The organism is Thalassospira sp. ABL2_045 (genome assembly GCF_056161285.1).
In genome coordinates this window covers 49,785-75,335 of sequence record NZ_JBSWYV010000017.1, presented here as the reverse complement: position 1 = coordinate 75,335, position 25,551 = coordinate 49,785, and the positions used below count along the sequence as shown (strand labels likewise).

Annotated in this window: 22 protein-coding genes; 10 read left to right on the top strand and 12 right to left on the bottom strand. The window is 55.4% G+C overall.

Annotated features, from left to right (window positions below; genetic code table 11):
• Positions 1-13: 13 nt before the first annotated feature.
• The gene (locus ACXAIA_RS18850; protein ID WP_475350706.1) at positions 14-808 is read left to right on the top strand and encodes an NAD-dependent epimerase/dehydratase family protein; all 795 of its coding nucleotides are present in this window, start codon (positions 14-16) and stop codon (positions 806-808) included.
• Between the two features lie 111 nt (positions 809-919).
• Here ACXAIA_RS18850 and ACXAIA_RS18845 read toward each other — a convergent pair whose 3' ends face one another.
• Positions 920-2,266, bottom strand: coding sequence for a flagellin N-terminal helical domain-containing protein (locus ACXAIA_RS18845; protein WP_475350705.1), 1,347 nt, complete (start codon positions 2,264-2,266; stop codon positions 920-922).
• A gap of 249 nt (positions 2,267-2,515) precedes the next feature.
• Between ACXAIA_RS18845 and ACXAIA_RS18840 the strand changes: the two genes are divergently transcribed.
• From ACXAIA_RS18840 to ACXAIA_RS18825, 4 genes are all read left to right on the top strand, one after another.
• Positions 2,516-3,040, top strand: coding sequence for an RNA polymerase sigma factor (locus ACXAIA_RS18840; protein WP_475345325.1), 525 nt, complete (start codon positions 2,516-2,518; stop codon positions 3,038-3,040).
• Between the two features lie 75 nt (positions 3,041-3,115).
• Positions 3,116-4,186 carry a FecR family protein gene (locus tag ACXAIA_RS18835; protein WP_475350704.1) on the top strand — a complete coding sequence of 357 codons (1,071 nt, stop codon included), beginning with the start codon at positions 3,116-3,118 and terminating at the stop codon, positions 4,184-4,186.
• Between the two features lie 126 nt (positions 4,187-4,312).
• Positions 4,313-6,718: a TonB-dependent receptor gene (locus tag ACXAIA_RS18830; RefSeq protein ID WP_475350703.1), complete on the top strand. Its 2,406-nt coding sequence runs from the start codon at positions 4,313-4,315 to the stop codon at positions 6,716-6,718.
• A 90-nt stretch (positions 6,719-6,808) separates the two neighbouring features.
• Positions 6,809-7,225 (top strand): hypothetical protein, encoded by a 417-nt coding sequence (locus tag ACXAIA_RS18825; protein WP_475350702.1) that lies wholly within the window; start codon positions 6,809-6,811, stop codon positions 7,223-7,225.
• Between the two features lie 15 nt (positions 7,226-7,240).
• On the opposite strand, the gene fhuB is transcribed toward ACXAIA_RS18825, so the two are convergent.
• Genes fhuB through ACXAIA_RS18805 form a run of 4 tightly spaced genes read right to left on the bottom strand, consistent with a single transcriptional unit; the run spans position 7,241 to position 11,982 of the window.
• Positions 7,241-9,253: a Fe(3+)-hydroxamate ABC transporter permease FhuB gene (fhuB, locus tag ACXAIA_RS18820; RefSeq protein WP_475350701.1), complete on the bottom strand. Its 2,013-nt coding sequence runs from the start codon at positions 9,251-9,253 to the stop codon at positions 7,241-7,243.
• Positions 9,250-10,185 carry an ABC transporter substrate-binding protein gene (locus tag ACXAIA_RS18815; RefSeq protein WP_475350700.1) on the bottom strand — a complete coding sequence of 312 codons (936 nt, stop codon included), beginning with the start codon at positions 10,183-10,185 and terminating at the stop codon, positions 9,250-9,252. The genes fhuB and ACXAIA_RS18815 overlap by 4 nt, the downstream gene beginning before the upstream one ends.
• A 12-nt stretch (positions 10,186-10,197) precedes the next feature.
• Positions 10,198-11,163, bottom strand: coding sequence for an iron-siderophore ABC transporter substrate-binding protein (locus ACXAIA_RS18810; RefSeq protein WP_475350699.1), 966 nt, complete (start codon positions 11,161-11,163; stop codon positions 10,198-10,200).
• A gap of 42 nt (positions 11,164-11,205) precedes the next feature.
• On the bottom strand, positions 11,206-11,982 hold the full coding sequence (locus ACXAIA_RS18805) for an ABC transporter ATP-binding protein (RefSeq protein WP_475350698.1): 777 nt from the start codon (positions 11,980-11,982) through the stop codon (positions 11,206-11,208).
• Positions 11,983-12,286: 304 nt separating this feature from the next.
• Here ACXAIA_RS18805 and ACXAIA_RS18800 point away from each other — a divergent pair, with 304 nt between their 5' ends.
• The 3 genes from ACXAIA_RS18800 to ACXAIA_RS18790 all read left to right on the top strand — a co-directional run bounded on the left by ACXAIA_RS18800 (position 12,287) and on the right by ACXAIA_RS18790 (position 15,418).
• Positions 12,287-13,177 (top strand): SMP-30/gluconolactonase/LRE family protein, encoded by an 891-nt coding sequence (locus ACXAIA_RS18800; RefSeq protein ID WP_475350697.1) that lies wholly within the window; start codon positions 12,287-12,289, stop codon positions 13,175-13,177.
• Positions 13,178-13,311: 134 nt separating this feature from the next.
• The gene (locus ACXAIA_RS18795; RefSeq protein ID WP_475350696.1) at positions 13,312-14,874 is read left to right on the top strand and encodes a YbaY family lipoprotein; all 1,563 of its coding nucleotides are present in this window, start codon (positions 13,312-13,314) and stop codon (positions 14,872-14,874) included.
• Positions 14,875-14,977: 103 nt separating this feature from the next.
• Complete coding sequence (locus ACXAIA_RS18790; RefSeq protein ID WP_475350695.1) at positions 14,978-15,418, top strand: hypothetical protein; 441 nt, start codon at positions 14,978-14,980, stop codon at positions 15,416-15,418.
• 194 nt (positions 15,419-15,612) lie between these two features.
• On the opposite strand, the gene ACXAIA_RS18785 is transcribed toward ACXAIA_RS18790, so the two are convergent.
• Together ACXAIA_RS18785 and ACXAIA_RS18780 are read right to left on the bottom strand one after the other, a co-directional pair.
• A complete protein-coding gene (locus ACXAIA_RS18785; protein WP_475350694.1) occupies positions 15,613-16,119 on the bottom strand; it encodes a GNAT family N-acetyltransferase in 507 nt (168 codons plus the stop codon).
• 23 nt (positions 16,120-16,142) lie between these two features.
• Positions 16,143-17,276: a type III PLP-dependent enzyme gene (locus ACXAIA_RS18780; protein WP_475350693.1), complete on the bottom strand. Its 1,134-nt coding sequence runs from the start codon at positions 17,274-17,276 to the stop codon at positions 16,143-16,145.
• Between the two features lie 897 nt (positions 17,277-18,173).
• Between ACXAIA_RS18780 and ACXAIA_RS18775 the strand changes: the two genes are divergently transcribed.
• Together ACXAIA_RS18775 and ACXAIA_RS18770 are read left to right on the top strand one after the other, a co-directional pair.
• Positions 18,174-18,587 (top strand): DUF3830 family protein, encoded by a 414-nt coding sequence (locus ACXAIA_RS18775; RefSeq protein WP_475345337.1) that lies wholly within the window; start codon positions 18,174-18,176, stop codon positions 18,585-18,587.
• 110 nt (positions 18,588-18,697) lie between these two features.
• The gene (locus tag ACXAIA_RS18770; RefSeq protein WP_475350692.1) at positions 18,698-19,303 is read left to right on the top strand and encodes a DedA family protein; all 606 of its coding nucleotides are present in this window, start codon (positions 18,698-18,700) and stop codon (positions 19,301-19,303) included.
• Between the two features lie 81 nt (positions 19,304-19,384).
• On the opposite strand, the gene ACXAIA_RS18765 is transcribed toward ACXAIA_RS18770, so the two are convergent.
• From ACXAIA_RS18765 to ACXAIA_RS18745, 5 genes are all read right to left on the bottom strand, one after another.
• Complete coding sequence (locus tag ACXAIA_RS18765; protein WP_475350691.1) at positions 19,385-21,031, bottom strand: U32 family peptidase; 1,647 nt, start codon at positions 21,029-21,031, stop codon at positions 19,385-19,387.
• 214 nt (positions 21,032-21,245) lie between these two features.
• Complete coding sequence (locus tag ACXAIA_RS18760) at positions 21,246-22,766, bottom strand: alanine/glycine:cation symporter family protein (RefSeq protein WP_475350690.1); 1,521 nt, start codon at positions 22,764-22,766, stop codon at positions 21,246-21,248.
• A gap of 33 nt (positions 22,767-22,799) precedes the next feature.
• The gene (locus ACXAIA_RS18755; protein ID WP_475350689.1) at positions 22,800-23,234 is read right to left on the bottom strand and encodes a universal stress protein; all 435 of its coding nucleotides are present in this window, start codon (positions 23,232-23,234) and stop codon (positions 22,800-22,802) included.
• Between the two features lie 349 nt (positions 23,235-23,583).
• A complete protein-coding gene (locus ACXAIA_RS18750; protein WP_475350688.1) occupies positions 23,584-24,831 on the bottom strand; it encodes an allantoate amidohydrolase in 1,248 nt (415 codons plus the stop codon).
• A 20-nt stretch (positions 24,832-24,851) separates the two neighbouring features.
• Complete coding sequence (locus tag ACXAIA_RS18745) at positions 24,852-25,517, bottom strand: DUF1028 domain-containing protein (RefSeq protein ID WP_475350687.1); 666 nt, start codon at positions 25,515-25,517, stop codon at positions 24,852-24,854.
• Between the last annotated feature and the right edge of the window lie 34 nt (positions 25,518-25,551).

Here is a 25,551-nt window from a genome sequence, read left to right as displayed (position 1 = left end):
AAAGAGGATGGTTATGAAACGTTTGCTGATTACCGGTGCCGGTGGAAACCTTGGCAAGATTTGCCGTGAAGGGCTTAAGGGCTATGCCGATGTCATTCGCCTGTCCGATATTTCGCCGATCGACCCGGCCGGTCCGAACGAGGAAGTCGTGCAATGCGATCTGTCCGATCGTGCAGCCGTAATCGAACTGACCAAGGATGTTGATGGCATCATTCATCTGGGCGGGATTTCGATCGAGGCGGCCTTTGATGACCTGCTTCAGGCCAACCTAGCCGGGACCTATAACCTGTATGAAGGTGCGCGTCAGAATGGCGTTAAGCGCATCATGTTTGCCAGCTCCAACCATGCGATTGGTTTCCACAAACGCACCGAAAAGCTTGATGACAAATCCGAACTGCGCCCCGATAGCCTGTATGGCGTGACCAAATGTTATGGCGAAGCGGTGGCGAGCTATTATTATGATAAGTTCGATGTTGAAACCGTGTCCTTGCGCATCGGGTCGTGCTTTGAAAAGCCGCGTGATCGCCGCATGCTTTCGACCTGGATGAGCCCGCGTGATTTCATCTCGCTGATGAAGGCGATCTTTGCCGCCCCCATGACGGGCCATCTCGTGATGTATGGTGTGTCGGACAACAAATCGAAATGGTGGAACAACGCCCATGCGGACTTCCTCGGCTGGAAACCGCAAGACAGTTCCGAGCAATACCGTGCCGAGATCGAGGCGGCCTTCCCGCCCGAAGACCGCAAAGATCCGGCTGTGATCTATCAGGGCGGTGGCTTTGCCGCCAAGGGGCATTTCGAAGACTGATTTAACAGCGACCTTCGATCTCAAAACCGCAAAAAGGGCCCGAACGAATCTCGTTCGGGCCCTTTTTGCAACAGGTAGGCACGTCCATAAAGTTTGCCGGAACTTATGCCGTTATTGCAGCAACCTTAAAAGGTTTTGCGGCATCTGGTTGGCTTGGGCCAGCATGGCGACGCCGGACTGAACCAAAATCTGTTTGGAGGTAAAGGCCGTCATTTCGGCTGCAACATCCAGATCAAGCAGGGTGGAACGCGCTGATTCAGTATTTTCCTGCGTCGATGCAAGGTTCTGTGCGGCAAAGTCCAGACGGTTCTGGGATGTGCCGATTGCAGCACGGGCGCGTTGCAAATCATCAATCGCACGTGTCACAACTTCGACCGCGTTCTGGGCACCAGCAGCAGTGTTAATAGCATTTGTGCCAAGGTCTTCCAGCGTTTCCTGACCGAGCCCGGACGCCCCCAAAACCGAAGAGTCAACCGCGCTCAGGTCAATTGAAAGACGATCATTCGCGGTGTTGCCGCCGCCAACCTGGAAGTCAATTGTGTTGGCAAGCTTCTGCCCCTTATCCTCTTCCATGAAGAAGAACTGGCCCGCGGATGTATCGACGCCAGTTCCCATGAAATCGGTATTGGTTGAATTGAAACCGAAATCGTTGGAGCCGCCGGTACCGGCTCTGACGTAATCAACAGAATCCGAGAAGTTGGTGTTTACCGTAATTGAAAGGCCCAACTCGTCGAAGTTCAAAACCGCATTTTCACCGGCAGCGATCGCGCGCGTTCCGCCGGTTGCTGCCAAATCAGTGATATCAATTGATTGGGTCCGCTCGATAGAGCCGTCAATTGCCGTAAGCACAGTCATGATGACCTGCTCGCCGGAACCTTCGTTAATTCTTATCTCAATCCCGTTATCGTCGACACCATCTTCAGCTGCGTCTTGTGCCCAGTAATTGTTGTCCGTGATCGCGAACCCGTCAAAGCCGAAAGCGGGCGTGAGCGCGGCATTGGCAGTACCAGGTGTGAGGTTAATCGATACGTCACCACCATCGCCAAGCAACTGAATGCCATTAAAGTTGGTCGAGGACGCGATCCGGTCGATTTCGTCACGCAGCTCGGTGAATTCGTCATTGAGGAAGCCGCGTTCGGTATCAGAAAGGTTGCCCGATGATGCCTGCACCGCCAGCGTTTTCATCCGGACAAGGACGTCATCAATAGTGGCCATGCCACCATCGGCGATCTGCAGCATCGAGTTGGCTTGACCAACGTTAACAGATGCAGTTTTAAGCGCCTGGGTCGTCGCATTAAGTCGTGCGCCGATCGCCATGGACGCAGCATCATCGCGCGCAGAAACAACGCGCGTACCGGAGGACAGCTTTGATAGCGACCGCGTCGCCATCGCGTCAGAAGCAGACAGGTTGCGATGTGCAACATTGGCTGCATAGTTTGATATGATGTTTAGTGCCATTTTGTTGTCCTACTTGGAAATTGGCGACGATTTACTACTTGTAAAATGCGCAATTCAGGATTGAATCCTGTATTTATAATTATTATTAAAGTGCGATCTTGTCTAGGAAATTCTAATTTAGGGGAAAGGGGGCTCGTTATCGCCTCCCAAAAGGCCATCTGCTTTTTGAATTGACGCATGGTCGGGATTGCTTATAAGCACTAATGAAAATGATAACAGTTATCATTATCGAATTCTGGATGTGCAGCTATGGCGGTCTGCGACCGTTCCTGGGATAGTCTTTATCAGCAATATCGTGATCGTTTGCTGCGGCAGGTGCAGAAATATCTGCCCGCGCGCGACGAAAGCCATGACGTGTTGCAGGACCTTTATGTCCAACTGCGCCACCGGAATATCGACCCGGACGATATCGCCAACCCGCCAGCTTTTCTGATGCGCATGGCCACCAACCTGGCAATTGATGCCTTGCGCCGGAACAACCGCAACCCGGTTGAATTCACCGATCCGGCAGAAATCAGTGACATGAACGGGGCGACAAGCCAGTCTGCGACCCCGGAACAGATCAGCTCGGATCGCCAGCGCCTTGATATCATTCGACGCGCGATTGACGACCTGCCGCCGCGCTGCCGCGAAGTGTTCTTGCTGTGCAAGCGTGATCACCTCAGTACGGTGGAGGCGGCGGACCATCTTGGCATCAGTCGCAATATGGTCGAAAAGCATTTGCGTCAGGCGCTTGGACATTGCAAACAGGTGTTGGCACGCCATGAAAATTAAACATCCTCTTTTGCGCGGCTTGTTCGTCACATATACAACAACATCATCAGCCAGAAGCCGGGTTACGACACTGCCATGACCGAATTCCGCTATCCTGACGACTGCCAAAGCAATGATGACATTGCCGATTACTGGGCTGTGCGCCTTGATGATGTGCAGCTGACGGCGGCTGAAGAAATCGCCTTTGAACGCTGGCAGGCAGCAGACCCGCAAAATCCCGAACGCCTCGTCCGCGCACGTCAGATATGGCAAAGCATGGAAATCGCCGCCGCTGATCTTTCCGGTCTTGAGGATATTGGCAAAGAATCACAAGCGCCAAAGCAGGAAGACCATCTTGGCTTTGATAGCGAAGCCGTGCGTCGTGATCTCGAACGGCTGGGCGCGCTTGAAGGTGGCAATGGCCGCCTGCCGGGCATGCGGTCAGCCAAACGGCGCGCGCGTCCGATGCTGGCAATCTTCACCATTTTGTTGCTGGTAGGGCTTTGGGGCTACTCGGCGTTTCAACCCGATGCGGATCTGATTGCCGCCAGCAATCCCGGCGTTGTCAGCGAAGTGCATGAACTGTCTGATGGATCGCGTATCTGGATGGAGCCGGGCACGCGCGTTGCCATGGCCTATAGCGATCAGTACCGCGATCTGACCGTCCTTGAAGGCGGCGTATTTATTGAAGTCGCCAAGGACAGCGCACGGCCGCTTCGCATTCATCTTAATAAACTGACAGCCACAGCGGTGGGGACAGCATTCAGCGCCTCGAAATGGGGTGGGCATTTCCGGGTTGAGGTATCCGAAGGCACGGTGGATCTCGAAAACCGCACCGTTCGTTTGGCACGCCTGGTCGCCGGGCGGGCATCCTGGCAGGACGGGGATGGTGATATGCATTATGGCACGGTGGCACTTGATCGTGTCGCGGCATGGCGCAAGGGCCGCTGGGTGGTCAATGACATGCCGATTGATGAATTGTTCGCCCGTCTGTCGCCATTGATGGATGATCAAAGCTTCGTGCGCGATCCGCGCATGGGCGACATCACCGTTTCGGGCAGTTTCGATCTGACCAAACCGGACGGGGCCTATGGGGCTATTCTGGCGGCCTACGGCCTGACAGACCGCACTGTTCCGGGCGGTTTCAGAATAATTTCAAAAAAATAGAAAATTTCACCTCCTCATTTCGCGGGGGTGTTCGTCATGAAGGTAATAGTGATTTGCATTATTATCTTCATGCGAAGGGGTTATAACGTGAATATCGTGAAACTTGGGGAAACCGGGAACTTTGGAATGTCCCGTCTTTTGGGCAGCACGGCACTTGTTGCCACACTGATGATCGCATCGGTCCCGCAGGCTTTGGCACAAAACTCAGCCGACACCGCACAGACGGTTACGGTCGCGGCCGGTGATCTGCGTGCCGCCCTTGATCAGGTGGCCGATCAGTTTGGTTTGCAGCTTGTCGTGCAGGGCGATCTTTCCGGGATGGAAAGTGGCAATCTGTCTGCGGACATGTCGGCGCGCGATGCTTTGCAAAGCCTTCTGTCGGGGTCGGGCTACGGGTTTGAGTTCGTCTCGGATGATAGTGTGATTATCCGCCCGGTATCGGCGACCACCAGCGGCGCACAGGGCAACTTGATCTTGCCCGAAGTCATGGTGACCGCAACCCGTTCGCGCCGTTCGATTGCCACCATGTCGCCGTCGGTCGTGGTGATCGGTTCGGATCAGATCGAAGCCCAGTCAGCCAAAAGCAGCGACATCACCAATGTCATTCGCAACAATGTGCCGGGTTTCATGTTTGATGACCAAAGCCTGATCGCCAGCACGGAAACCTTCCGTGGTCGGGATGTGCAGGTGCTGGTTGACGGGGTGGCGCGGAACACCCCGCTGCGCAATAGCAGCCGTATTCTTTCGATGATCGACATCCAGCAGGTTGAAAGCATCGAAGTCATCCCGGGCTCGAACGCGTTGAACGGCGATGGCGCAACCGGGGCAACGATTAACATCATCACCAAGACCGGCGAGGTCGGCAAAAACGTGTTTGTCGTCGATGGCCATGTCAAAAGCTACACCGATGACATCGGCGAAAGCTTCTCGCCGTCCCTGACCCTGTCGGGCAGTGGTGGCATCGGCGCGGTGGATCTCGCTGCCAGTGTTACCGGTTCAAAAACCGGCAATGCCTATGACGGCTATGGCAATCAAGTGCCGTCAGACGCGATGCTCGGCCAGGGCGGCTTTGACAACGCCGAAGACCTCAATGTCTTTGGCAAGGCGGGTGTGACGCTCGCAGAAGGCCATCGCATGTTCCTGTCTTCCGAAGTCGTGCGCTATCGTCAGGATATCGAATATTATCCGGACCTCGAAACCGATCCGGTGTCGGTCAAATATGACACGCCTTATCTGGCGCAACCGCTTGAGGATGAAAGCCAGTATTTCACTGCCGGGTACGAGTTTGATTTCGGCAAGATCGGTGTTGGCGATCTGAAGCTGTTTTACAATGACAGCTATAAACAGGCTGCACGGGCAGAATACCATGCCGATCATAACCCTGGTCTTGTCTCGCTTGCCAGCAATGGCGCGATTGAAGACCCGCTCGGTCAATCGGTTATTGATACCGTCAAATACGGTGTGAAGCTCTCGACCGATACCAACCTTGACGCCGCCTATGAAGGCCTTACCCTGACTTGGGGTGGGGATCTGACCTTTGATGATGTCAAATACCGCACGGTCAGCGACCGGGATATCGGTGCGCCGATGGAACAGGATGGCAAGGCGGTCTTTGCCCAGCTTTCTGCACCGGTCACCGAATATGTCGATCTGTCCGGTGGTGTGCGTTACGAGGAATATGACCTGACGGTCAAGGATTTCACCCGCCCGAGCTATATGCGCTACAACGGCGGTGTTGCGCAGCAGATCCTGGCCGCTGCGGCCTTCACGGGTGGTGAAACGACCTATGATGCGGTGACCTACAATGCATCTGCCGTGGTGCACTGGACGGATCGTATTGATACGTCATTTAGCTATAGCGAAGGTTTTTCTGTGCCTGACGTCGGGGCTTATACCCGTCGTGCTGGTCTGACGGGGACATCCATTCCGCTTAACTTCAATGACATTGATGTCGAGGCGTCCAAGGTCAAAACCTATGAGCTGGCAGGCCGCTATGACGGGGATGATTTCCGCTCCACGGCTGCGGTTTACATGAGCACCAATGACCGCGGCGATAACTATGACAGCTCTACCAACACGCTCAGCCAGGAAAAGGAACGCATTATCGGGGCGGAGCTGACGGGCGAGTATGACATCTCGGAAGACACCTATATCGGGGCGTTGGCATCCTATGTCGAAGGCCGTTATGACACCAACGAGGACGGTGATCTTGACAGCTGGCTGCCCAATAACCGCATTCCGTCGCCGTTCCGCTTTACCGGTTACGTTGATAGCTATGTCTGGGATGATCTGAACATGCGTTTTGACGGCACCTATACGGCGGGCCGTTACCGGATTGCGGATGAAAAGATCAAGCCGAGCCTGGTCTTCAATCTGTCGGGGAACTACCCGTTGCTGGGCGGAACGGCGCGTTTCGGGATCGAGAACATTCTTGATACCAGCTACGAAAACCCGGCGGCGACCGCACTGCGTGGCTATTCGGTTGCCGGTCATGGCCGCACGATCACGCTTGGCTATCGCCGCGAGTTCTGATCGCGACCTGGCCAAGTACGGCCTGAGACATTCATAAGATCCATGGCCCGGCGGACCTCCGCCGGGCCAATCGCGCAAGGAGAAGGCGAGATGTTCCGATCCTCAACACCCGAAAGCGATATCGTTTTGTTTGAAATGATTGATCAGCAAAGTGATGCAGACGGAAAGGCCTATATCGCGGCCCTTGATGCCCTGGCCGAACGCCGCGAACCAGCCATTCTGATCTTTCGCGTGGCGGGTTTTATCAATCAGGACCACGAAATCCGCAAACAGGCCGCCGCTTGGTTCAAGCGCCACCGTGATCGGCTGGATGTGTTTGCCAAGGGTCTGATCCGCGTCGACGAAGGCCATCATCACGGCGGTGATGATCATGACCATGAAGACACGCACGAGGATGCCGAGGACAGCAACTTTGCCCGCATGTTGCCCTTTGCCGTCAAACACACCGACAACCTTGATCACGCCTTTGAGCTGGCGCGCAACTGGGCATCTGTTTCAAGCGATTAAGGGGATTTCCCCGGGCTAACGTTTGCGGGCCGCCAAAATCAGGAAATAACCGGTGCCGATCAGGGCGGCGATCAGGCCGGTGGGGAGTTGGGCAGGATAGATCATGTTCCGCGCCAGCCATTCGGCAACCATCATGACATTGACCCCGATCAGAACCGCGCCCAGCAAATGCCCGCCGGCAAGGCGATAGCCTGCGACGCGCGCGAGGTGCGGTGCCATCAACCCAACGAAGCTCAGCGGTCCGACCAGAAGTGTTGCACTGGCGGCCAGAATGGCGGCCAGCAGCATCATGGCGAACTGGAAGCCGGAAATGCCAAGACCGAGCGAGATTGATTGATCCGTGCCAAGCGATGCCAGTTCAAGCGGGCGACGCAGCGCGATTGCCACGACCAGAAGAATGCCCGTAACACCGGCGACAATCATCACCTCGTTCATATTGGTGAAGTAGGTCGTGCCAGCCAGCCATGACATCAGCATCGATGTCTGTGTGCCGCTTCGGGTCAGGACAATGCGGACCATCGCGCCCAGAATGGCGGTCATGGCAAGGCCGTTGAGCAACATGTAATGCGGTGCATGGGTGAATTTGCGACAAAGGGCAAGTAACACTAAAAGCGATGCAATCCCGCCAGCAGCCCCGATCACCATCAGTTCCGCGCGCTGCCCAAACCCGAAAACAGACAGGGCAAGGATCATGGCAAGGGCGGTGGCCGAACTCACCCCGGTGATTTCAGGGCTGGCCAGCGGGTTGCGCCCGACGCGCTGAATAAGCGTACCCGACACCGCCAGTGCCGCGCCGCAAATCATCGCGGCAAAGGTGCGCTCAGATCGCCCGATCAGGATATCTAGACTGCTGTCCTGCCAGCCCAGAACGACAAATCCGCTGCCATCAAGCGAGACGAACAGGGAAAACACAACACCGACCACAAGGCTGATGGCAAGCGCAATCGAAAGCGTTGTTTTCGAGACGATCTGTTGATCGCTGTGCTGATCATCATTCTGGTTGCCCGGCATGATGCGCGCCTTGCGCAGCATGAAGATGATAAACGGCGCACCGAACAGGGCCGTTGCCGCCCCGGTCGGCAGCGGATCGCCGCCAAAGGCATTCAGCTGGCGGACCAGAAAATCGACGAGCAGAAGCGCAAAGCCGCCGGTGAAAACCGAATAGATCATCAAATCACGCGATCGCGAAAGTCCGGCAATGCGAAGGGCGGCGGGGATGGCAAGCCCGACAAATCCGATCATGCCAGCCGCTGAAATTACGCATGCGGTGATAAATACCGCAAGCCCAAGGATCAGCAGGCGCAGGACAGTGACCTTTGCCCCCAATGAGCCCGCTGTGTCATCGCCAAGCGCCAAAAGATCAAGCGGGCGTGACAGGGCCAGAATGGCAATCATGCCAATCAGCACACGTGGCCAGACAAATTGCGTATCGTCCCAGCCATTCTGGGCCAGATCACCGGCCCCCCACATGAAAATCGATTGCAGATATTGCTCGTTAAACAGCAAGATGATCTGCGACCCTGACTGCAACAGCAGATTGACGATCATCCCGGCGAGAATAAGCCACAGCGTCGCATTGCCGCGATTGGCCGCAATCAGATAAACCGCACCGAGCGCAATCAAACCCCCGGCAAGGGCAAAGGCCTCCTGAAACATGGCGAGCGATGCCGGGGCCAGCAGGACAAACAGGGTCAGGGCAAATTCAACACCGGCGCCAACGCCAAGGGTGGTTGGCGATGCCAGCGGATTGCGCAACACCGTCTGGGTCGCCGCTCCGGCAAGTGCCAGCCCAGCCCCACACAGAAACGCCATCGCAAGGCGGGGCAGGGTGCTGAAATGAAACAGGATCTGATCAAAGTCGGTTTCATCCGGGCTGAACACCGCCTGCGAGATGCTGCCATTGGCAAGATAGGGCCAGAAATCAATCACCAGAACGGCAAGGGTCAGGATGCCCAAGACACCGGTCAGGATGGCCGGAATAGAGGTGGTGTCCGAGATGCGCGAACGGTGTGCTGCCGCATTGCTCATTGTTGCGGGCCGCTTTCAATCGTCTCGGTCAGAAGCCGGGCAAAGCGAAGGGCGGAGGGCACCCCGCCATAGGCCCAGACGGCAGGCAATTCATACACCCGGTTGTTGCGGGTGAAATCCATCACCTTCCACATCGGGGAATTCAGAAGCTTGTTGAGCACCACATCGGGCACCGGATTGGTATAGACCAGCGTTTCCTTGGCATAGGGGGCCAGAATTTCGAGCCCACCCCGGCCAAAGCCCCATTTGTTGACCTCGCCGTCATAGGCAATCGGCACATCCATCGCCGTCATCACCGAACCTGGCAGCGAGATATCGGCAAAAATCCCGACATTGCTTTCATCAAAGAAGAAGACAACGTTGATCTTCTGATCCGGGCCGATGGCGGTTTTGATGCGCTTGCCATAATCGATCATCTTCTGATCGACATCCGCGAGATACGCTTTGGCCTCTGCCTCGCTCCCGGTGGCCTTGGCGATTTTGCCAAAAACGTCGCGGGCGGTTTCAAAGGCTGGATTTTTGCCATCAAACAAACGCAGTTCCAGAACCGGCGCGATTTCGGCCAGTTTTTCATACGCCATGCCGATATCGGGAACGCTGATGATCAGGTCGGGCTTTGACGCCCGAAGGGCTTCGAGGTTGGGTGATGCGCGCTGGCCAAGATCAACAAAGCTTTCTGGCAAGTCAGGCTTGGCAACCCAGTCGATATAATCCTGCGGGTCGGCAATCGCCACCGGATCAAGGCCAAGGGCAATCACGCTTTCGGTAAAGGACCAGTTGATGGTCGCAACCCGCTTGGCCGGGGCATCAAGGCGCAGGATGCCGCGTTCATGCTCGATCTCGATCGGATCGGCCATGGCGGGCGACATCGCCGTGATCATAACGGCAGCGCACAGCAAAACCGGGCCGACAAGCGCGCGAAGGATCTTCATGCCACGTATCCCTTACGAACCACTTGCGGAGGTGTCAGTGCCGGTGACGGCATCGGCCAGCAGTTCGGCAAAGCGTGCAGCCGACAAAACCCCGCCAAAGGTCCAGCTGGACGGGATGGCATGGACATTACCGTTACGGGCAAACGGCATGGCTTTCCAGATCGCGGAGTTAAACAGGCTTTCGCGGGTGGTCGGAGCGACCGGCTCGACATAGGCAAACTGTACATCGCCCATTTTGGCCAGATCCGACACATCGCCATTGCGAAATGCCCAGCCATTGACCTCCCCGTCCCAGGCATTGTCAAAGCCCATGCGGCCAAGGACAGAGCCAAACAGCGACGTCTTGCCATGAATGCGGAAATGAGAGTCATCAAGAATGCGCACGACGGCGAATTTGGCATCATCGCCGACATGATCGCGAATTCGCGCTGCTGCGGCTTCAATGCGGGCATTGACCGATGCAATGACGTCTTCGGCGGTATCGGCTTTGCCCGCCAGTTTGGCAACATTGCGCAAAAGCGCTTCGGCCCGGTCAATCGCGGGTTCGTCACTGCCGGTATTATAGATCGAATAAACCAGGGTCGGCGCATAGTCTGATAACTTGTCGTAGGCCATCGAGATTTCGCTACCGATCAGGATGGCGTCCGGTTTCGCTTCATCAAGTGCTTCAAGGTTGGGTTCGCGACGGTTGCCGAGATCAATGAATTTTTCTGGCAGTTCGGGTTTTACCACCCAAAGACGGTATCCGTCTGTCTCGGGGATGGCGACCGGATTAATGCCAAGCGCAAGAAGGCTTTCAGTCAGTGACCAGTTGGAGGCCACAAAGCGTTTCGGGTGGGTCTTAAGTGTGATTTCGCCCATTTCATGGGAATAGGTTTCCCCGGCACTGGCAGTCAGGGACGGAACGACGACAGCAGCGGTTCCGGCGGCAATTGCAAGGCCCGCAATTTTGCGAGCCACCCAAGGCTTGAACATCATGATTTTCCTGATCCCTGTTGGCGTTGTGAAAGAACTGGCATGTTAGGCGACATAGCTGACACACCGCTCCGGATTGCTGAGTTTGATGACGTCGATATCGGTCTGAAAAATATCGCGCAGTGTTTCGCCATTCATGAAATCGTGCGGGGTGCCTTGCCAACAGGTTCGCCCGCTGCGCAATGCCAGAATGTGATCGGCAAAGCGACCCACCATGTCGATGTCATGCAAAACCGCAATCACGGTCAGATTGTTCTGGTCTTTAAGGCTGGCAATCAGTTGCAAAATGTCGCGCTGATGGCCGACATCAAGGGCCGATGTCGGCTCGTCAAGCAATAGCACCGGCGCATCCTGGGAGAGCAACATGGCAAGCCAGACGCGCTGGCGTTCCCCGCCCGACAGGCTTGCGACCAGACGATCGGAAAAGCCGGTCACATGGGTCAGTGCCATCGCCTGATCGATCTTGGCATGGTCTTCGTCGCGATACCGGCCAAAGGCCCCGCGCCACGGATAGCGGCCAAACGCCACCAGTTCGCGCACGCTTAGATGCGGCGGCACAACCGGGTTTTGCGGCAAATAGGCCACCTTGCGCGCAAAATCGCGCGTGCCGTGGTTGGCAAGGTCCTGCCCATCAAGGGCGATAGCACCTGATGCCGGTTTGTTTTTACGCGCCAGAAGCTTGATCAGCGTGCTTTTGCCCGATCCGTTATGGCCGACAATCGCGCTGAACGCTCCGGTCGGAAAGCCGACCGTGATGCTCTCAAGTAATGTCTTTGGCTTTTTGCCATCGCTTTTGAAAGCGACGTCTGTCAGATCGAACATGGAAAGAACTCATGCGCCGGGGATGGATCACTTGCGCCATCGCCAATCGGCGGCAGATAAGCGCGCTGTAAAGTCTGAGAATGCTTATCAATTACGCAGCTCAAATGCAACCGAGTTGCGATTGCAGAGCGCCAAAAAATAACACGGATTGCACAATCATCATATAAAATGACTTTTCAGGTAAAGCCATTTTGGGTAGCAATAATAATCAGGGATTGTGATTGCGTTCGGCTTTGTGCCGGGATTTGAATAATCACACAAATACAAAGCGGAAAAACAACCGCATCGTCATCAGGGAGAAACCATGTCCAACGTCAAAACCGTTTTGCCGAACCTTCGATGTACGCTGGGCGAAGGCCCGCATTGGGATGCCAAAGACGGGGTGCTGTATTGGGTCGATATTGTCGGCAAGACCGCCTATGCCCTGCGCCCAGAGGATGGCGGGTCGCGCAGTTGGACGTTTGATCAGCCGGTTGCGGCCATCGTGCCGCGTGAAAAGGATGGTCTTCTGGTGGCCCTTGCCGACGGGTTGGCGTTTCTTGATCCCGAAAGCGGCAAGACCACACCGTTTGTCGCCCCCGATGGCGACCATGCCGGTAACCGATCAAACGAAAGCCGGGTCGATCCGATGGGCCGCTTCTGGCATGGCACCATGCAAAACAATATCGGTCCGAATGGCGAAGATCTGCCCGTGACCATTTCGACCGGGACGCTTAATCGTGTCGGGCCTGACGGTGAAGTGGTCCGGTTCGGGGCAAATATCGGGATTTCCAATACCTTGCTGTGGTCGGATGACGGCACGAAAATGTTCTTTGGCGACACCATCACCAATACGCTTGATGTCTATGACTTTGACATGGCAACCGGGGTGCCATCCAACCCGAAGCCGTTCTTTGGCCCGCAGGATCGCGGCAATATGGATGGCTCGGCGATGGATGCGGATGGCTATATCTGGAATGCGCGCTGGGGCGGGGGATGTCTGATGCGCTTTGCCCCGGATGGCAGCGTGGACCGTGTGATCGAACTGCCGGTCACCCAACCGAGCAGCTGTGTGTTTGGCGGCGCGGATCTTAAAACGCTTTATATCACCTCGGCCTCGGTCGGGTTGGAGGACAATGGCAATGACCTTGAAGGGGCGCTGCTTTCAATCCAGACCGATGTTGCCGGGCAGCCATGCCATCGATTTGCCGGCTAAAGCGACCTTTGTGTCCCATAATCGGGCAAGGCAGCTGTTTTGCCCATTTTTGGCCTTGGTTTTCGCTATGTTTGGCGTCACCATTATGTTGCGCGGCAAACGCGCCACCAAAAAACGAGCAAACCGGGGTTAAAATGAAACCTGTAACCGCCACAACCATGTGGGCGAGGGCAATGATTGTCCTTGGCATGGTCGGGATATTGTCGGGCTGTGCGGCCCTGCAACCGCCCGGCAACAGTGTCACCGGATCGGTCAGTTATCGCGAACGTATCGCCCTTTCGCCAGACAATACGTTTCTTGTCGTGCGATTGCTTGATGTGTCGCGCGCCGATGCGCCGTCGGTTGAAATCGCGTCCTTGCGTCAACCGGTCGCCAACCCGCCGATGGTTTTCATCCTGCCCTATGACGCAGAAGATATCGACCCGCGCATGAGCTATGTGGTCGAAGCGAAAATCGTCAATGAAAAGGGTGATCTTCTGTTTCGCAATGATCAGGCCTATCCGGTCCTGACCCGCGATGCGCCAAGCGATGTTGACATCCTTGTGCGCCAAATTGCGCGGCCGCAAAGCAAGGGCGATGCGTCGGGGATTGACGCTGATATTGCCGCGATTGACGCCAAACTGACCGACATGCGCGTCATTCCCGGGCAGTATTCCGCATCCGATCACACCGTGACCTACAATGCCTATATCTCGCCAGAGGGCGAGCCGGTTCTGGTTGATGAGCATCGCGATCTTGGCGAATACGGAACCAGTGACGTGAAGCTCTATTACCGCAATGGGCAGCTTTTGCGCTTTGCCGAGGAGGCAAAGCGGGTCAATTACGGTGGTGCCAACGATGATCAGCCGTTGCAATACACCCTTAAACTTGATTTTGCGAAGGGCCGGTTCACATCGGGGAGCAAAACCGTCAATGGCTTTGTCAGTCAGCCCGACGAACATGAAATCAGCGGGGCGCTGTCGCAAAGCAAGGTGGCGCTCAGTCGGATTGATGCCATGCTAAGTCAGCTTAACAGCACGCCGGATCCGCGCACCGGTCCGGAGCTGTTCATCTGTGATGACAAAAGCCGTTTTGCTGTGACCTTTGATCAGGATGCCAAGCGCGCCATTGTTGAATTCCGGGGCCGTGAACCGATCAGTCTGGCGCAAATGCCAACCGGATCAGGATATGGTTATGGCAACGAGATGTATGAATTGCGCGGCAAGGGGGCAGATGCCATCTGGACAACCCCGTCCGGCGATTTCCATTGCGCCGTTTCTGCCATGCCAACCGAGGCCGCCAGTCTTACCCTTGCACCCGGCGATTTCCCGGTGGTTTCGGTCGAGGAGCTGAAAGCACAAGGAGACGGGGTCTGGACGCGTTATTTTGATGAAATGATGCCGGCAATCACCACCTGCCTTGCCAAAAATCCCGGTGATCTGGTCTCGGTGCTGAAAGCCTGGCCGATGAACCATGGTATGGTTGGGGTGCGCACGATCAATGGCAATGGCGGGCGTCATGATTGTCTGGTGGCAGCAGACGGCATGGGAACCGCGCAGACCGAACTGGTTGAAACCACCACCAACATTCTGCCCGGCGAAGACATCGTCCGGTTCACTCCGGCCAGTGGTGCTTATCCCGACGGGGAATGCTTTGCCCATGAACGGCTTGTGCAGAAGGGCGTCTTTGTGGGTTGGTTGTCGGAAAAGACCTGCTAGCACCAGAGCTGCGTTGGCGTTTTAATCTTGGCGCTTTCACCTTCTACAGTAGTGCAATGCACTACTGTAGTTGCGTCGGGGAGAGATATTCTGCGAGATAAAAATGATAGCAGGGTTTATTGATAAGTATAATGAAATATTTAGTAAGAAATGGACGTGGCTTTTAAGAATTATTAGCGTCGCAATTTTTGTATGTGCTGTATGTGATAGTTTAGGTTTTTACCGTTTTGGCGGAAAATCAATATACTTCCCGTCTTTATTGGTTGGCATTATGACTTTTGTAGATACATTTGTCAGAAGTGTTGAGTGGTTTTCCAGACAAATAGAATATTTTAAGAATGAAGTGGTTCGTCCGTCGGAATCAAATTTAAAAAATATGATCGTCCTTCCTCTTGCATTTCCATTTTCATTAATTGTTTTTTACGCAGTCGAAGAACTTAGGCCTTATGTTTTGATATCATTTTATGGATTTGGTTTTCTGGCGGCGCATATAGTTAATGTTTCAAGGTATAGGAAAGAAAAAGGTAGATCTTCTATTTTGTGAGATCTGCTGACGACATATCTTCTTATTGCTTCGAGGAGTGATATCGCTGCTTACTAATGAGCGATTGAAATAGGAACCTTTGCGGTGAAGTGATTATGGGGATGTGCTCGATGAGTATGCTTGTTCGTCGACCAAAACAAAAATCCCGGCCGGGGAAATCTGGCCGGGATTTTTTGGTGATATGTCTTGATGTTCTAGTGGATCATGGCCCCGGTGGCACTCAGCATGCCGGTTGATCCACTCAAAACATCGTCATTGCCAAGATGGATCGCCTGGAACCGGTGACGATCAAAATGGCCGGGCATCAAAAGCCCGCTTGCAGGCGTGGCATTGAAGCCAAAGCGCGCATAGTAATCCGGATCCCCGACCAGAAGAACCGAACGGTGACCAGCAGACTGCGCGGCATTCAGGGCGGCATAAACCAGACCGGCACCAACCCCGGATCCGCTATAGATCTTGTCAACCGCAAGCGGGCCAAGCAGCAAGGCATCCCCGGCATCGCCGGCATTGACATTCCACAGCCGGACCGTGCCGATCAGTTGTTTGTCATCAAAGGCGACAAACGTCAGACCATCCGCCGGAAGGCGGTTGCGGCGCAGGATTTCAGACGATTTCCCAAACCGTGCCGGCCCCATGACGCGATCCAGCAGCTTTTCCCGTTCGATGTGCGCATAGGCATCTTCGCGATCAATCGTGATCATTGGCCTGTCTTTCCCGAATGGGGTCAGATGACATAGGCGGCAAGCGGCGAGAAGCCGTTGAACGCCACGGATGCATAAGTGGTGGTATAGGCCCCGGTTGCTTCAATCAGGACCTCGTCCCCGATGGTGAGCGAGACCGGCAGGTCATACGGGGTCTTTTCATAGAGCACGTCGGCAGAGTCACAGGTCGGACCGGCCAGAACACAGGGGGCCACTTCGCCGCCGTCATGGATGGTTGTGATCGGATAGCGGATTGCTTCGTTCATGGTTTCGGCAAGGCCACCGAATTTACCGATATCAAGGTAAACCCAGCGCACCGGATCGTCGGCATGCTTGCGCGAAATCAGAACAACTTCGGCTTTGATCACACCGGCATCACCGACCATGCCACGGCCCGGTTCGATGATGGTTTCGGGCATGTGGTTGCCAAAGTGGTTGTGAAGCGCATCAACAATTGCCGCGCCATATGCTTCGGTCGCCGGGATATCGCGCAGATACCGGGTCGGGAAACCGCCGCCCATATTGACCATGCGAAGATGAATGCCCTTGTCCGCCAGGGTCCGGAAGATCGACGATGCCTCAGACAGGGCGGTGTCCCACGCATCAAGATTGCACTGCTGCGACCCGACATGGAAGGACACGCCATAGGCATCAAGGCCCATGTGATGGGCATGCTCAAGAACTTCGAGTGCCATGCTTGGTGCGCAACCAAATTTGCGCGACAGCGGCCATTCTGCGCCAACGCCATCGGTCAGAATGCGGCAGAAAACCTGCGCACCCGGTGCGACACGGGCGATTTTTTCAACTTCTTCGACGCAATCAACGGCATAAAGACGCACACCAAGTTCAAAGGCGCGTGCAATGTCGCGTTCCTTTTTGATCGTGTTGCCAAAGGAAATGCGGTCAGGGGTTGCACCGGCAGCCATCGCCATTTCGATTTCCGGAACGGATGCGGTGTCAAAATTGCTGCCAAGATCGGCAAGAAGGCTCAGAACTTCCGGTGCCGGGTTGGCTTTGACGGCATAGAAGATGCGCGAGCTCGGCAGCGCACGGGTGAAGGTCTCGTAGTTGCGCTGAACAACATCGAGATCAACGACAAGGCACGGGCCCTCCGGACGGTTCTGTGCCAGAAAATCAATAATACGCTGAGTTGCCATTGGGGCGTTCTCCCATTCCACGATATGGCAGCGTGCGAGTACCTGATGCGTGCGCGCGGTGGAGGCGCGATGACGCGGACTACCTGCATGCTGTTTAGCCCCGGGGCCAGCCGGAACTGCGAAGTTAAGTCTGCCTCGCTATGGAATGGGGAGTTCCCGTTCCGCACGACGAGTTTTTCAGTTCTTACTGCAAGCGCTCTGTTTGATGTCTGGAGTTGCTGGCTAGGCATGCATTGCAGGGCGATGCGGTGCATCGTTCAAAATGCATAACGACGACCAGCGGCGTCAGACAACAAACCTGTTCAGGCTGGTCTGATTTGTCACATAGCGTCGTCAAAGACCTCAACCCTAGCCCCGCTACGCTTTTCGTTCTTTTCCTAGCTCTGAGACAAATCTGCCCAGCAGAGCGTTTCCAGTAAGAACTGAGAAACTCTAGGCAATGATGGTGTGCCTCTTTAGTGTCGGTGGATTTGGACGCCACCTGAGACCAAAAAAGCCCTACACCGTCGTTGCTTTAAGTAAGTCCTACGGGTTCCAGTAAGCAGGACTACCACAGGCACGTGCGACTTTGGGCAAGGCGGGATTTACGCCTGTTCCAATTTGTGTGCAAGTGGAATTTTCATGCGTTTTGTCCTGAAACAATCGCAGGATCGTCGAAGAAGTGATGCCGCAACGCAAAAAATGGCGCGAATGGCCGCATTCGGGATTTGCAACAGGTTCAGGTGGCAGGTTTTGGTATGGGGCAATGCAATTTGCGCATAAGTTGAAGCCGATTTTCAAGGCGATTGACGCTTATGGGCGGGCGGTGTAGCCCTTGGGACATGCATTTGTCCCGGCCCGAATTTGCCGCGTCGTATCACGCGCTGCACTTTGGCGCCGCCCAGTCAGGAATTTCTTATGTCCAATATCAAAATCACCGCAGGCCCGTTCACCTTTGACGGGGTGCTTGAAATCGAAAAAGCGCCGCATACCTGCAAGGCGTTCGTCGATCGCATGCCGTTTGAAAGCAAGGCTGTCCATGTGCGTTGGAGCGGCGAGGGTGTCTGGATGCCGCTGGGCGACTATCAGTTCGGTGTGGATTATGAAAACCACACCAGCTTCCCGGCCCCGGGCCAGATCATCCTCTATCCGGGTGGGATCAGCGAAACCGAAATCCTGCTGGCCTATGGCGGGGTACATTTCGCATCCAAGGTCGGCCAGCTTGCCGGCAACCATTTCATTACCATCACCAGCAATCTCGAAGACGTCGAGAAGCTTGGCAAGATGACGCTTTGGGAAGGCGCACAGCCGATCAAGTTCGAGCTGGCATAAGTAACAGCCACTGTGGTTGTGGGATGACTGTGTGATCGGGCGCACTTCTCTGTGCGCGCCGATTGGCATAAAAGGCCATCCCGTCTGCAATTTTTCCGGTCAGGTATAGCGTGTTTGAAACAATCAATCAGTGGGTTCAGGAATATCAGCAGTTCATCTATATCCTGATCTTTACCTACTGTGTCAGCAAGGCCAGTATCCTGCCGGTGTTTGCCGGCATGCTGGTTGCGGCTGAAAGCCTGATGGCTGTACCGGCCTTGACTGCGATGATTGTCGGCGGGTTCATCGGCGATATGTTGCGCTTTGGTCTGGCGCGGAAATATGGCGATGCGATTGTCGCGAAAATGCCCGACGCGCTGTCGATGTGGATGCGCAAGACCCTGCGTCTGTTTGAGCATTATGGCATCGCCTATATTCTGCTGTGCCGTTATCCACACGGGGTACGCTCATTCGGCGTTTTCCCGGTCGGCATGAGTTCGATGTCGTTCATCCGCTTCCTGCCGCTCAGCATCACATCAGTGGTCCTCTGGGCCGGACTTTATTTCAGTCTGGGCTATAGCGTCGGCGAGGGGATGTCGGAATTGATCGAGCATAACCTTGCGATGCTCAGCCCGATGCTGCTTTTGGTCTTTATCACTATCGGCTGGTTTGCCCTGCGCCGGATCGACAAGCTTGAAGCGCAGGCCGAAAAGGCCGCGGAAAGTGCCAAGCACTGATCATCGCCGGATCATGACCTGACAAAGCAAAACGGCAGCCTGATGAGGCTGCCGTTTGTGTATTTGCGATGTGCGGGCTGCTTATTCAGCGGCAATCGTCTTGCCGTCTTTTTCAAGCATCTCGCCCTGTTTGCGCTTGGCAAGAACTTCGCGTGCCTTGGCGTAGGTCGGGTCGTGCCAGAAGATCAGGCAGCCATTGCAACCCCGGCCACAGCAGCCCTTGGTGCCAACACGTGGTGTGCGGAAGGAGCGTTCCTTTTGACGGTCATCAAGGGCGGTCTGAAGCGCATCACGCTTGGCGTCATAGCGGTCTTCGTTGCCCTTGCCCATCTCGATCTTGTGGCCTTCCTGATCAAGTTTCAGGCGCTGCCATTCATCTTCCGACAGGGCCTTTTCCTTGCGCACGATGGTCATCGGGAGGATTTCACGACGCAGGAATTCCGGGTCTTCCTGTTCAAACAGCGAGAACGGCAGGCGGATCAGCGGATGGGTGTTGGCGTGCACGGCTTCACCGACCTTGCCGGTTTTGGCATCGATGAATTCATACATGCGGATGAAAATGGTCTGGCGCGAACGCGGCGGGACGATTTCGATCACGTCACCCGGCAGCATGCGGTTTTTCACCGTCATGATAAACGCGTCGTCCTCGACCTCGACGATCTGACCGGCAAATTCCCAATCCGAGACATTGGTGTTGCTGTCATAGCCATGCGCGTAATTGGTCAGGCGCCCTTCATGGAAGGCCAGCGTGTAGCCCCGGTTCGGAATGGTCGAGAGTTCCTTCATGTATTCTTCGGCCGACCAGTTTTCCGGATCCTTGTACCAGTCATCAATTGCCATGCGGTACGCACGGGCAACGAGACCGGCGTAATAGGGGCTTTTGCCACGGCCTTCGACCTTGAGGCTGTCGACACCGATTTTCAGGTAATCCTCAAGCTTCGGCATGATGCAAAGATCGCGGGAGTTCAGGATGTAGGATCCACGCTCGTCCTCCTGAATTTCCATCAGCTCGCCCGGACGCATGTCTTCTTCAAGGAAGAAGTCAAACATTTCGAGGTTTTCCTCGGTCAGTTTGAGTTCCTTGACCGTGCCGTCCTTGAGCTTCATGTGGACTTTGTATTTCCAACGGCACGAGTTTGCACAGGCCCCCTGGTTCGCCCCACGTTCAGCCATGAAGTTCGAGAGCAGGCAACGCCCCGAATAGGTCATGCACATGGAGCCATGCACAAAGGCCTCGATCTTGATGTCGGGGCATTTTTCGCGGATTTCGGTGAGTTCCTCATAGGAAACCTCACGGCCGAGCACGACGAGCTTCGCGCCGATGCTCTGCCAGAATTTCACGCTTTGCCAGGAACAGACATTGGCCTGGGTCGAGACATGAAGGTCAAGTTCCGGCGCATGTTCGCGGACAAACATGAAAACACCCGGATCGGCGACAATCAGGCCATCGGGCTTACATTTGCGCACGGTATCGACATATTCCGGCAGCTTGTCGATATCCTTGTTATGCGAAAACAGGTTGAGTGTCAGATAGACCCGCACACCATGGCTGTGGGCAAATTCGATGCCGTCAACCACGTCTTGCAGTGACATCTGGCTTTTGACGCGCAGCGACAGGTCCGGTGTGCCCATGTAAACGGCATCTGCGCCATAAAGCACGGCAACTTTCAGCTTTTCGAGCGAGCCTGCGGGCATCAGCAATTCGGAACGGCGCGATTGATCACTCATCACTTGCGGGTCTTCTTATAGGTCATACGGGAAATCTCTCTGGCGCGGCTTCTATCACAGCCTGCTGCCTGTGCCGATTAAAATCGCATATTTGCCGGGGTTTGCATAGCCGCGGGCTTGAGGAGCTGCCATGTCATCGGCGCAAGGCGCAAGGCGCAAACCAAAACACCCCCGCCAAGGGCAGGGGTGTTTGGAATCGTTTCAAAATTTCGGCTTATTTGACCTTCTTGATCTCGCCGCTGTCGATCTTGTTCCAGTATTGATTGATCTCGCCGCGTACGACGGGCATCAGGAAATAAAGACCGATGATGTTCGGGATCGCCATGGCAAAGATCATGGAGTCCGAGAAATCAATCACGGGACCGAGGCTCATGGAAGCCCCGACAATAACGCACAGGCAGAAGAACAGCTTGAAGATGATCTCCTTGCCTTTGCCTTCACCGACCAGATAGGTCCAGCTTTTAAGCCCGTAATAGGACCATGACAGCATGGTTGAAAAGGCAAACAGCACAACTGCCAGCGCCAGGATCAGCGGGAACCAGGTGAAGGCCGAAGCGAATGCCGCCGAGGTCAGCTCAACACCGGTCAGACCGGAATTAAGTTCGCCACTGATGGTGATGACAAGGGCGGTCATGGTGCAGATCACGACCGTATCAATGAACGGTTCGAGCAGGGCGACATAGCCCTCGGTAACCGGCTCCTTGGTGCGCACGGCCGAGTGGGCAATGGCCGCCGAGCCAATCCCCGCTTCGTTCGAGAAGGCCGCACGTTTGAAGCCCTGTATCAGCGCACCAACAACACCGCCGGCAACACCGGCACCGGTAAAGGCCCCGACAAAGATCTGGGCAAAGGCATCGCCAACCATGGAGATGTTGCTGATGATAATGATCAGGCCTGCGGTGACATAGATGATCGCCATCAGCGGTACGATTTTTTCGGTCACCTTGGCGATGGATTTAATCCCGCCAATGATCACGACGCCGACAATGATTGCCATGACGAGGCCAAACAACCAGCCTGACCCCGCCAGGAAGCTGTTTTCACCGCCGGTGACATTGACGACCTGCTGGAAGGCCTGGTTGGCCTGGAACATGTTGCCGCCGCCAACAGCACCGCCGATACAGCAGATCGAAAACAGGATGGCCAGAACCTTGCCAAGGCCAGGTTTGCCTTTTTCAGCCAATCCCTTGGACAGGTAATACATCGGACCGCCCGACACACGCCCGTCAGGCAGTTCGGTGCGGTATTTAACACCCAGCGTACATTCGGTGAATTTCGATGCCATGCCAAGCAGACCGGCAAGGATCATCCAGAATGTCGCACCCGGTCCACCGATGGAAACAGCCACGGCCACACCGGCAATATTGCCAAGCCCGACCGTACCCGAAAGGGCGGTGGCGAGCGCCTGGAAGTGCGAAACTTCACCGGCATCTTCGGGATGGGAATAGTCGCCCTTCACCAGCGAGATGGCGTGGCCGAATTTGCGAAACTGCACAAAACCGAAATAGAGCGTAAAAATCGTTGCAGCCACCACCAGCCAGCCGACAATCAGCGGAAAGGCAGTGCCGGCAATCGGCACGGAATAGAACATGGTACCGGCAATCACATTTGAAATCGGTGCGATCGCCTGATTGATTTTGTCATCAAGGCCGGCTTCCTGCGCGTGTGCGATTTGCGGCAGGATGGCCGACATCATTGCAACGGCGCTGGCCGCTGCTGTCTTTTTCCAGAACATGATGCTTCTCCGGTTAAACTTCGTGTGATTGCCTTAGGGAACGACAGTGACCGGAACAGGCGATGCCTGAACCAGTGTAAGCGGCAAACTGCCCAGCAGCCGCGCGCCCAGTGCCGATCCACCTTTCCGGCCGACAATGATCTGGCATGCGCCCTTGTCTTCGGCGATTTTGCAGATCAGTTCGCCGGAATGGCCGTAACGGACTTCCGAAGTTACCGGTATTTTAAGCTTGTTAAGTGCCTCCAAGGCGGGCTTGAGCGTTTCCTCTGCCCGCGACAATTCTTCTGTTCGCCGTTGATGGCGTTCTTCAAGTTCCTGTGTCGACAGGAAGCTGTATGGGGACCATTCAAGAACGTAAACCAGATGGACTGCGCAGCCCTCTGCTGTTGCACGTTTTCCCGCGAATTCCACGGCGCGCTGCGCGGCATCAGTTCCGTCATAGCCCAGAAGAATTGGCTGATCGGTCATGTGCTTTCTTCTCCTGATCAGAGACTGAAATGTCGAATTGAGATACTCCCACTTCTCAAAATACAGGTGTCGGCCTGTACCATGCCGCCCCAGGGTCGCAACCCCGGCCAATGACGCCAGCACACGACGGTTCCCCCGAATTGCATTTCACCGACGCCAAGTGAAACGACATGGAGGAATGATACATAAAACTGAAATAAATTCGCCAAAAAGTTGATCAGGCGCGATGTTGGTTTCCGGTTTGGATGCGGTTTTTAGCGGCAAAACAAAATAAAACGCGCCGAAAGGATCGGCGCGCGTGGGAATATTTTGCAAGAACGCTTAAAAAAAGTGCGTATAACCGGCTCTGTCAGCGCGAAGATTTGCCCAAAAGCCCCTTTATCGGGCCGACCATTTGTAAAAAGTCGATCAGAACCTTGGCCGCAACATCAATGTCCTCAGGCGTGACGGCCTCATCGGGGTGGTGGCTGAGCCCATCACGACAGCGGACAAACAGCATGCCGATATCGCAAAGGTCATGCATGGCAAGCCCGTCATGGCCCGCCCCGCTAAACAGGCGATAAGGCTCAATCCCCTGTTCGCCAATCGCCTGACCCAACCCATCCATGATCCAGTTGGCACATGGCACGCCTTCGGCCTCGTAGGTCAGATCGGCTGATATTTCGACGCGACGGTTGGTCGCGATATTGGGCAGGGCGGACAGGATCTGCCCGCGGCCATTAACCCGGACAATGCGCTCAGGCGCGCGCAACTCAATGGTCAAATCCACATGATCGGGAATGACATTGACCGCATTCGGACTGACTTCAATTTTGCCAACAACACCGACCATGCCATCGGTCATCGAACAGACGCCTTCGACCTGATGAATGACATCGGCGGCGGCGACCAGTGCGTCATGCCGGTCATTCATCGGCGTGGTGCCAGCGTGGCTGGCCTTCCCTTGAATGCGAATGCGGTGGCGCTCAATACCGGTCAATGCCGTGACAACCCCGACCGGCAGGTCACGTTTTTCAAGAACCGGACCCTGTTCGATATGGGTTTCGATAAAGCCCAGCACATTGGCCTTGTCACGTTTGAGGGCAGGGATGTCTTCTGGCATGCAGCCAAAATCCCGCAAGGCATCAGCAACCGAAATGCCCTTGTCATCGGTGGCTTCAAGTGATTTCGGGTCATGCTTACCGGCAAGGGCGCGTGATCCGACCAGGGTTGATTGAAAGCGCGTGCCTTCCTCATCGCCAAAGGCGACGATTTCAATCCCGAATGGCAGATCGACGCCAGATTTATTGAGGTGCTCAATCACCGCAATCGGCAGGGCCACGCCCAGCATGCCGTCATATTTCCCGCCTGAAACGACAGTGTCCTGATGCGATCCCATGATGAGGGTTGGCGCGCCATCAAGTGCCTTCTGGTCGCGCCCGACAATGTTGCCTGCGGCATCAATTTCACTGATCAAGCCGGCCTTGGTCATCCAGTCCTGAATCATCGGGGTGACCGCGCGGTGCTCGTCACTCAGAAACAGGCGGGTGACGCCCGGGCCAGGCTGGCTGTGGGTGGCGGCGTCCTCAAGGCGGTCATAAATCAGTTGGCCAAGCATGGCGGTTGGGGCCCTGTTTCCTAGTATTGGTGGGGATTGTCGGGGGTCGGCAGGCGATCAAAGAAGCGGCGATATTCCGGATCCTGGGTTTTACCATACAAGCGCATCAGTTCGCGCAGCGGATCGGAATGGTCATCAACGCGCAGATCAAGCGGCAGGCGATCTGGTGACATGACCTTGATCATGGCCGATGTCGTGCCGCGCACATCCCCGCCGGCATCAAACCCGGCAATCAGGGCTTCGAGGATGCATTTTTCAAACGGTTCGTCGCCGTCGCGCATGGTTTCGAACCGTTCGCGCATGGCATCGGGCACGTTGGGATGGGCCAACATATTGCCGGCAATCGCCAGATCGCGTTCGGTAATCTGGGCGGTTTCCGATCGGTTTTTCTCACCGGTCCAGACGGCGGTTTCACCATTGTGATCAAGGATGATCAGTTGTCGCCAGTCGCGTCCATTGTCCTCACGGGTCAGTTTTTCACGCACCGACTCCGCACGTTCGCCCTGTTCAAGCAGTGAAAGCCCGTTGATCCCGTACCAGAAATTTGTCGAGAATCCCTGTGTGGCGATGGCACCGACACCGGGTCTGATATGTGGAACAAAGCCGCCCACAGCCAGATTTCCCGTCGCACTCGCGATGCCGATCGCGTTGGTTTTCGGGTCTCTGGCAACGATTGTGTAGGTCATGTTTCCCGCCTGATGGACAGCTTGGTCGAGGATG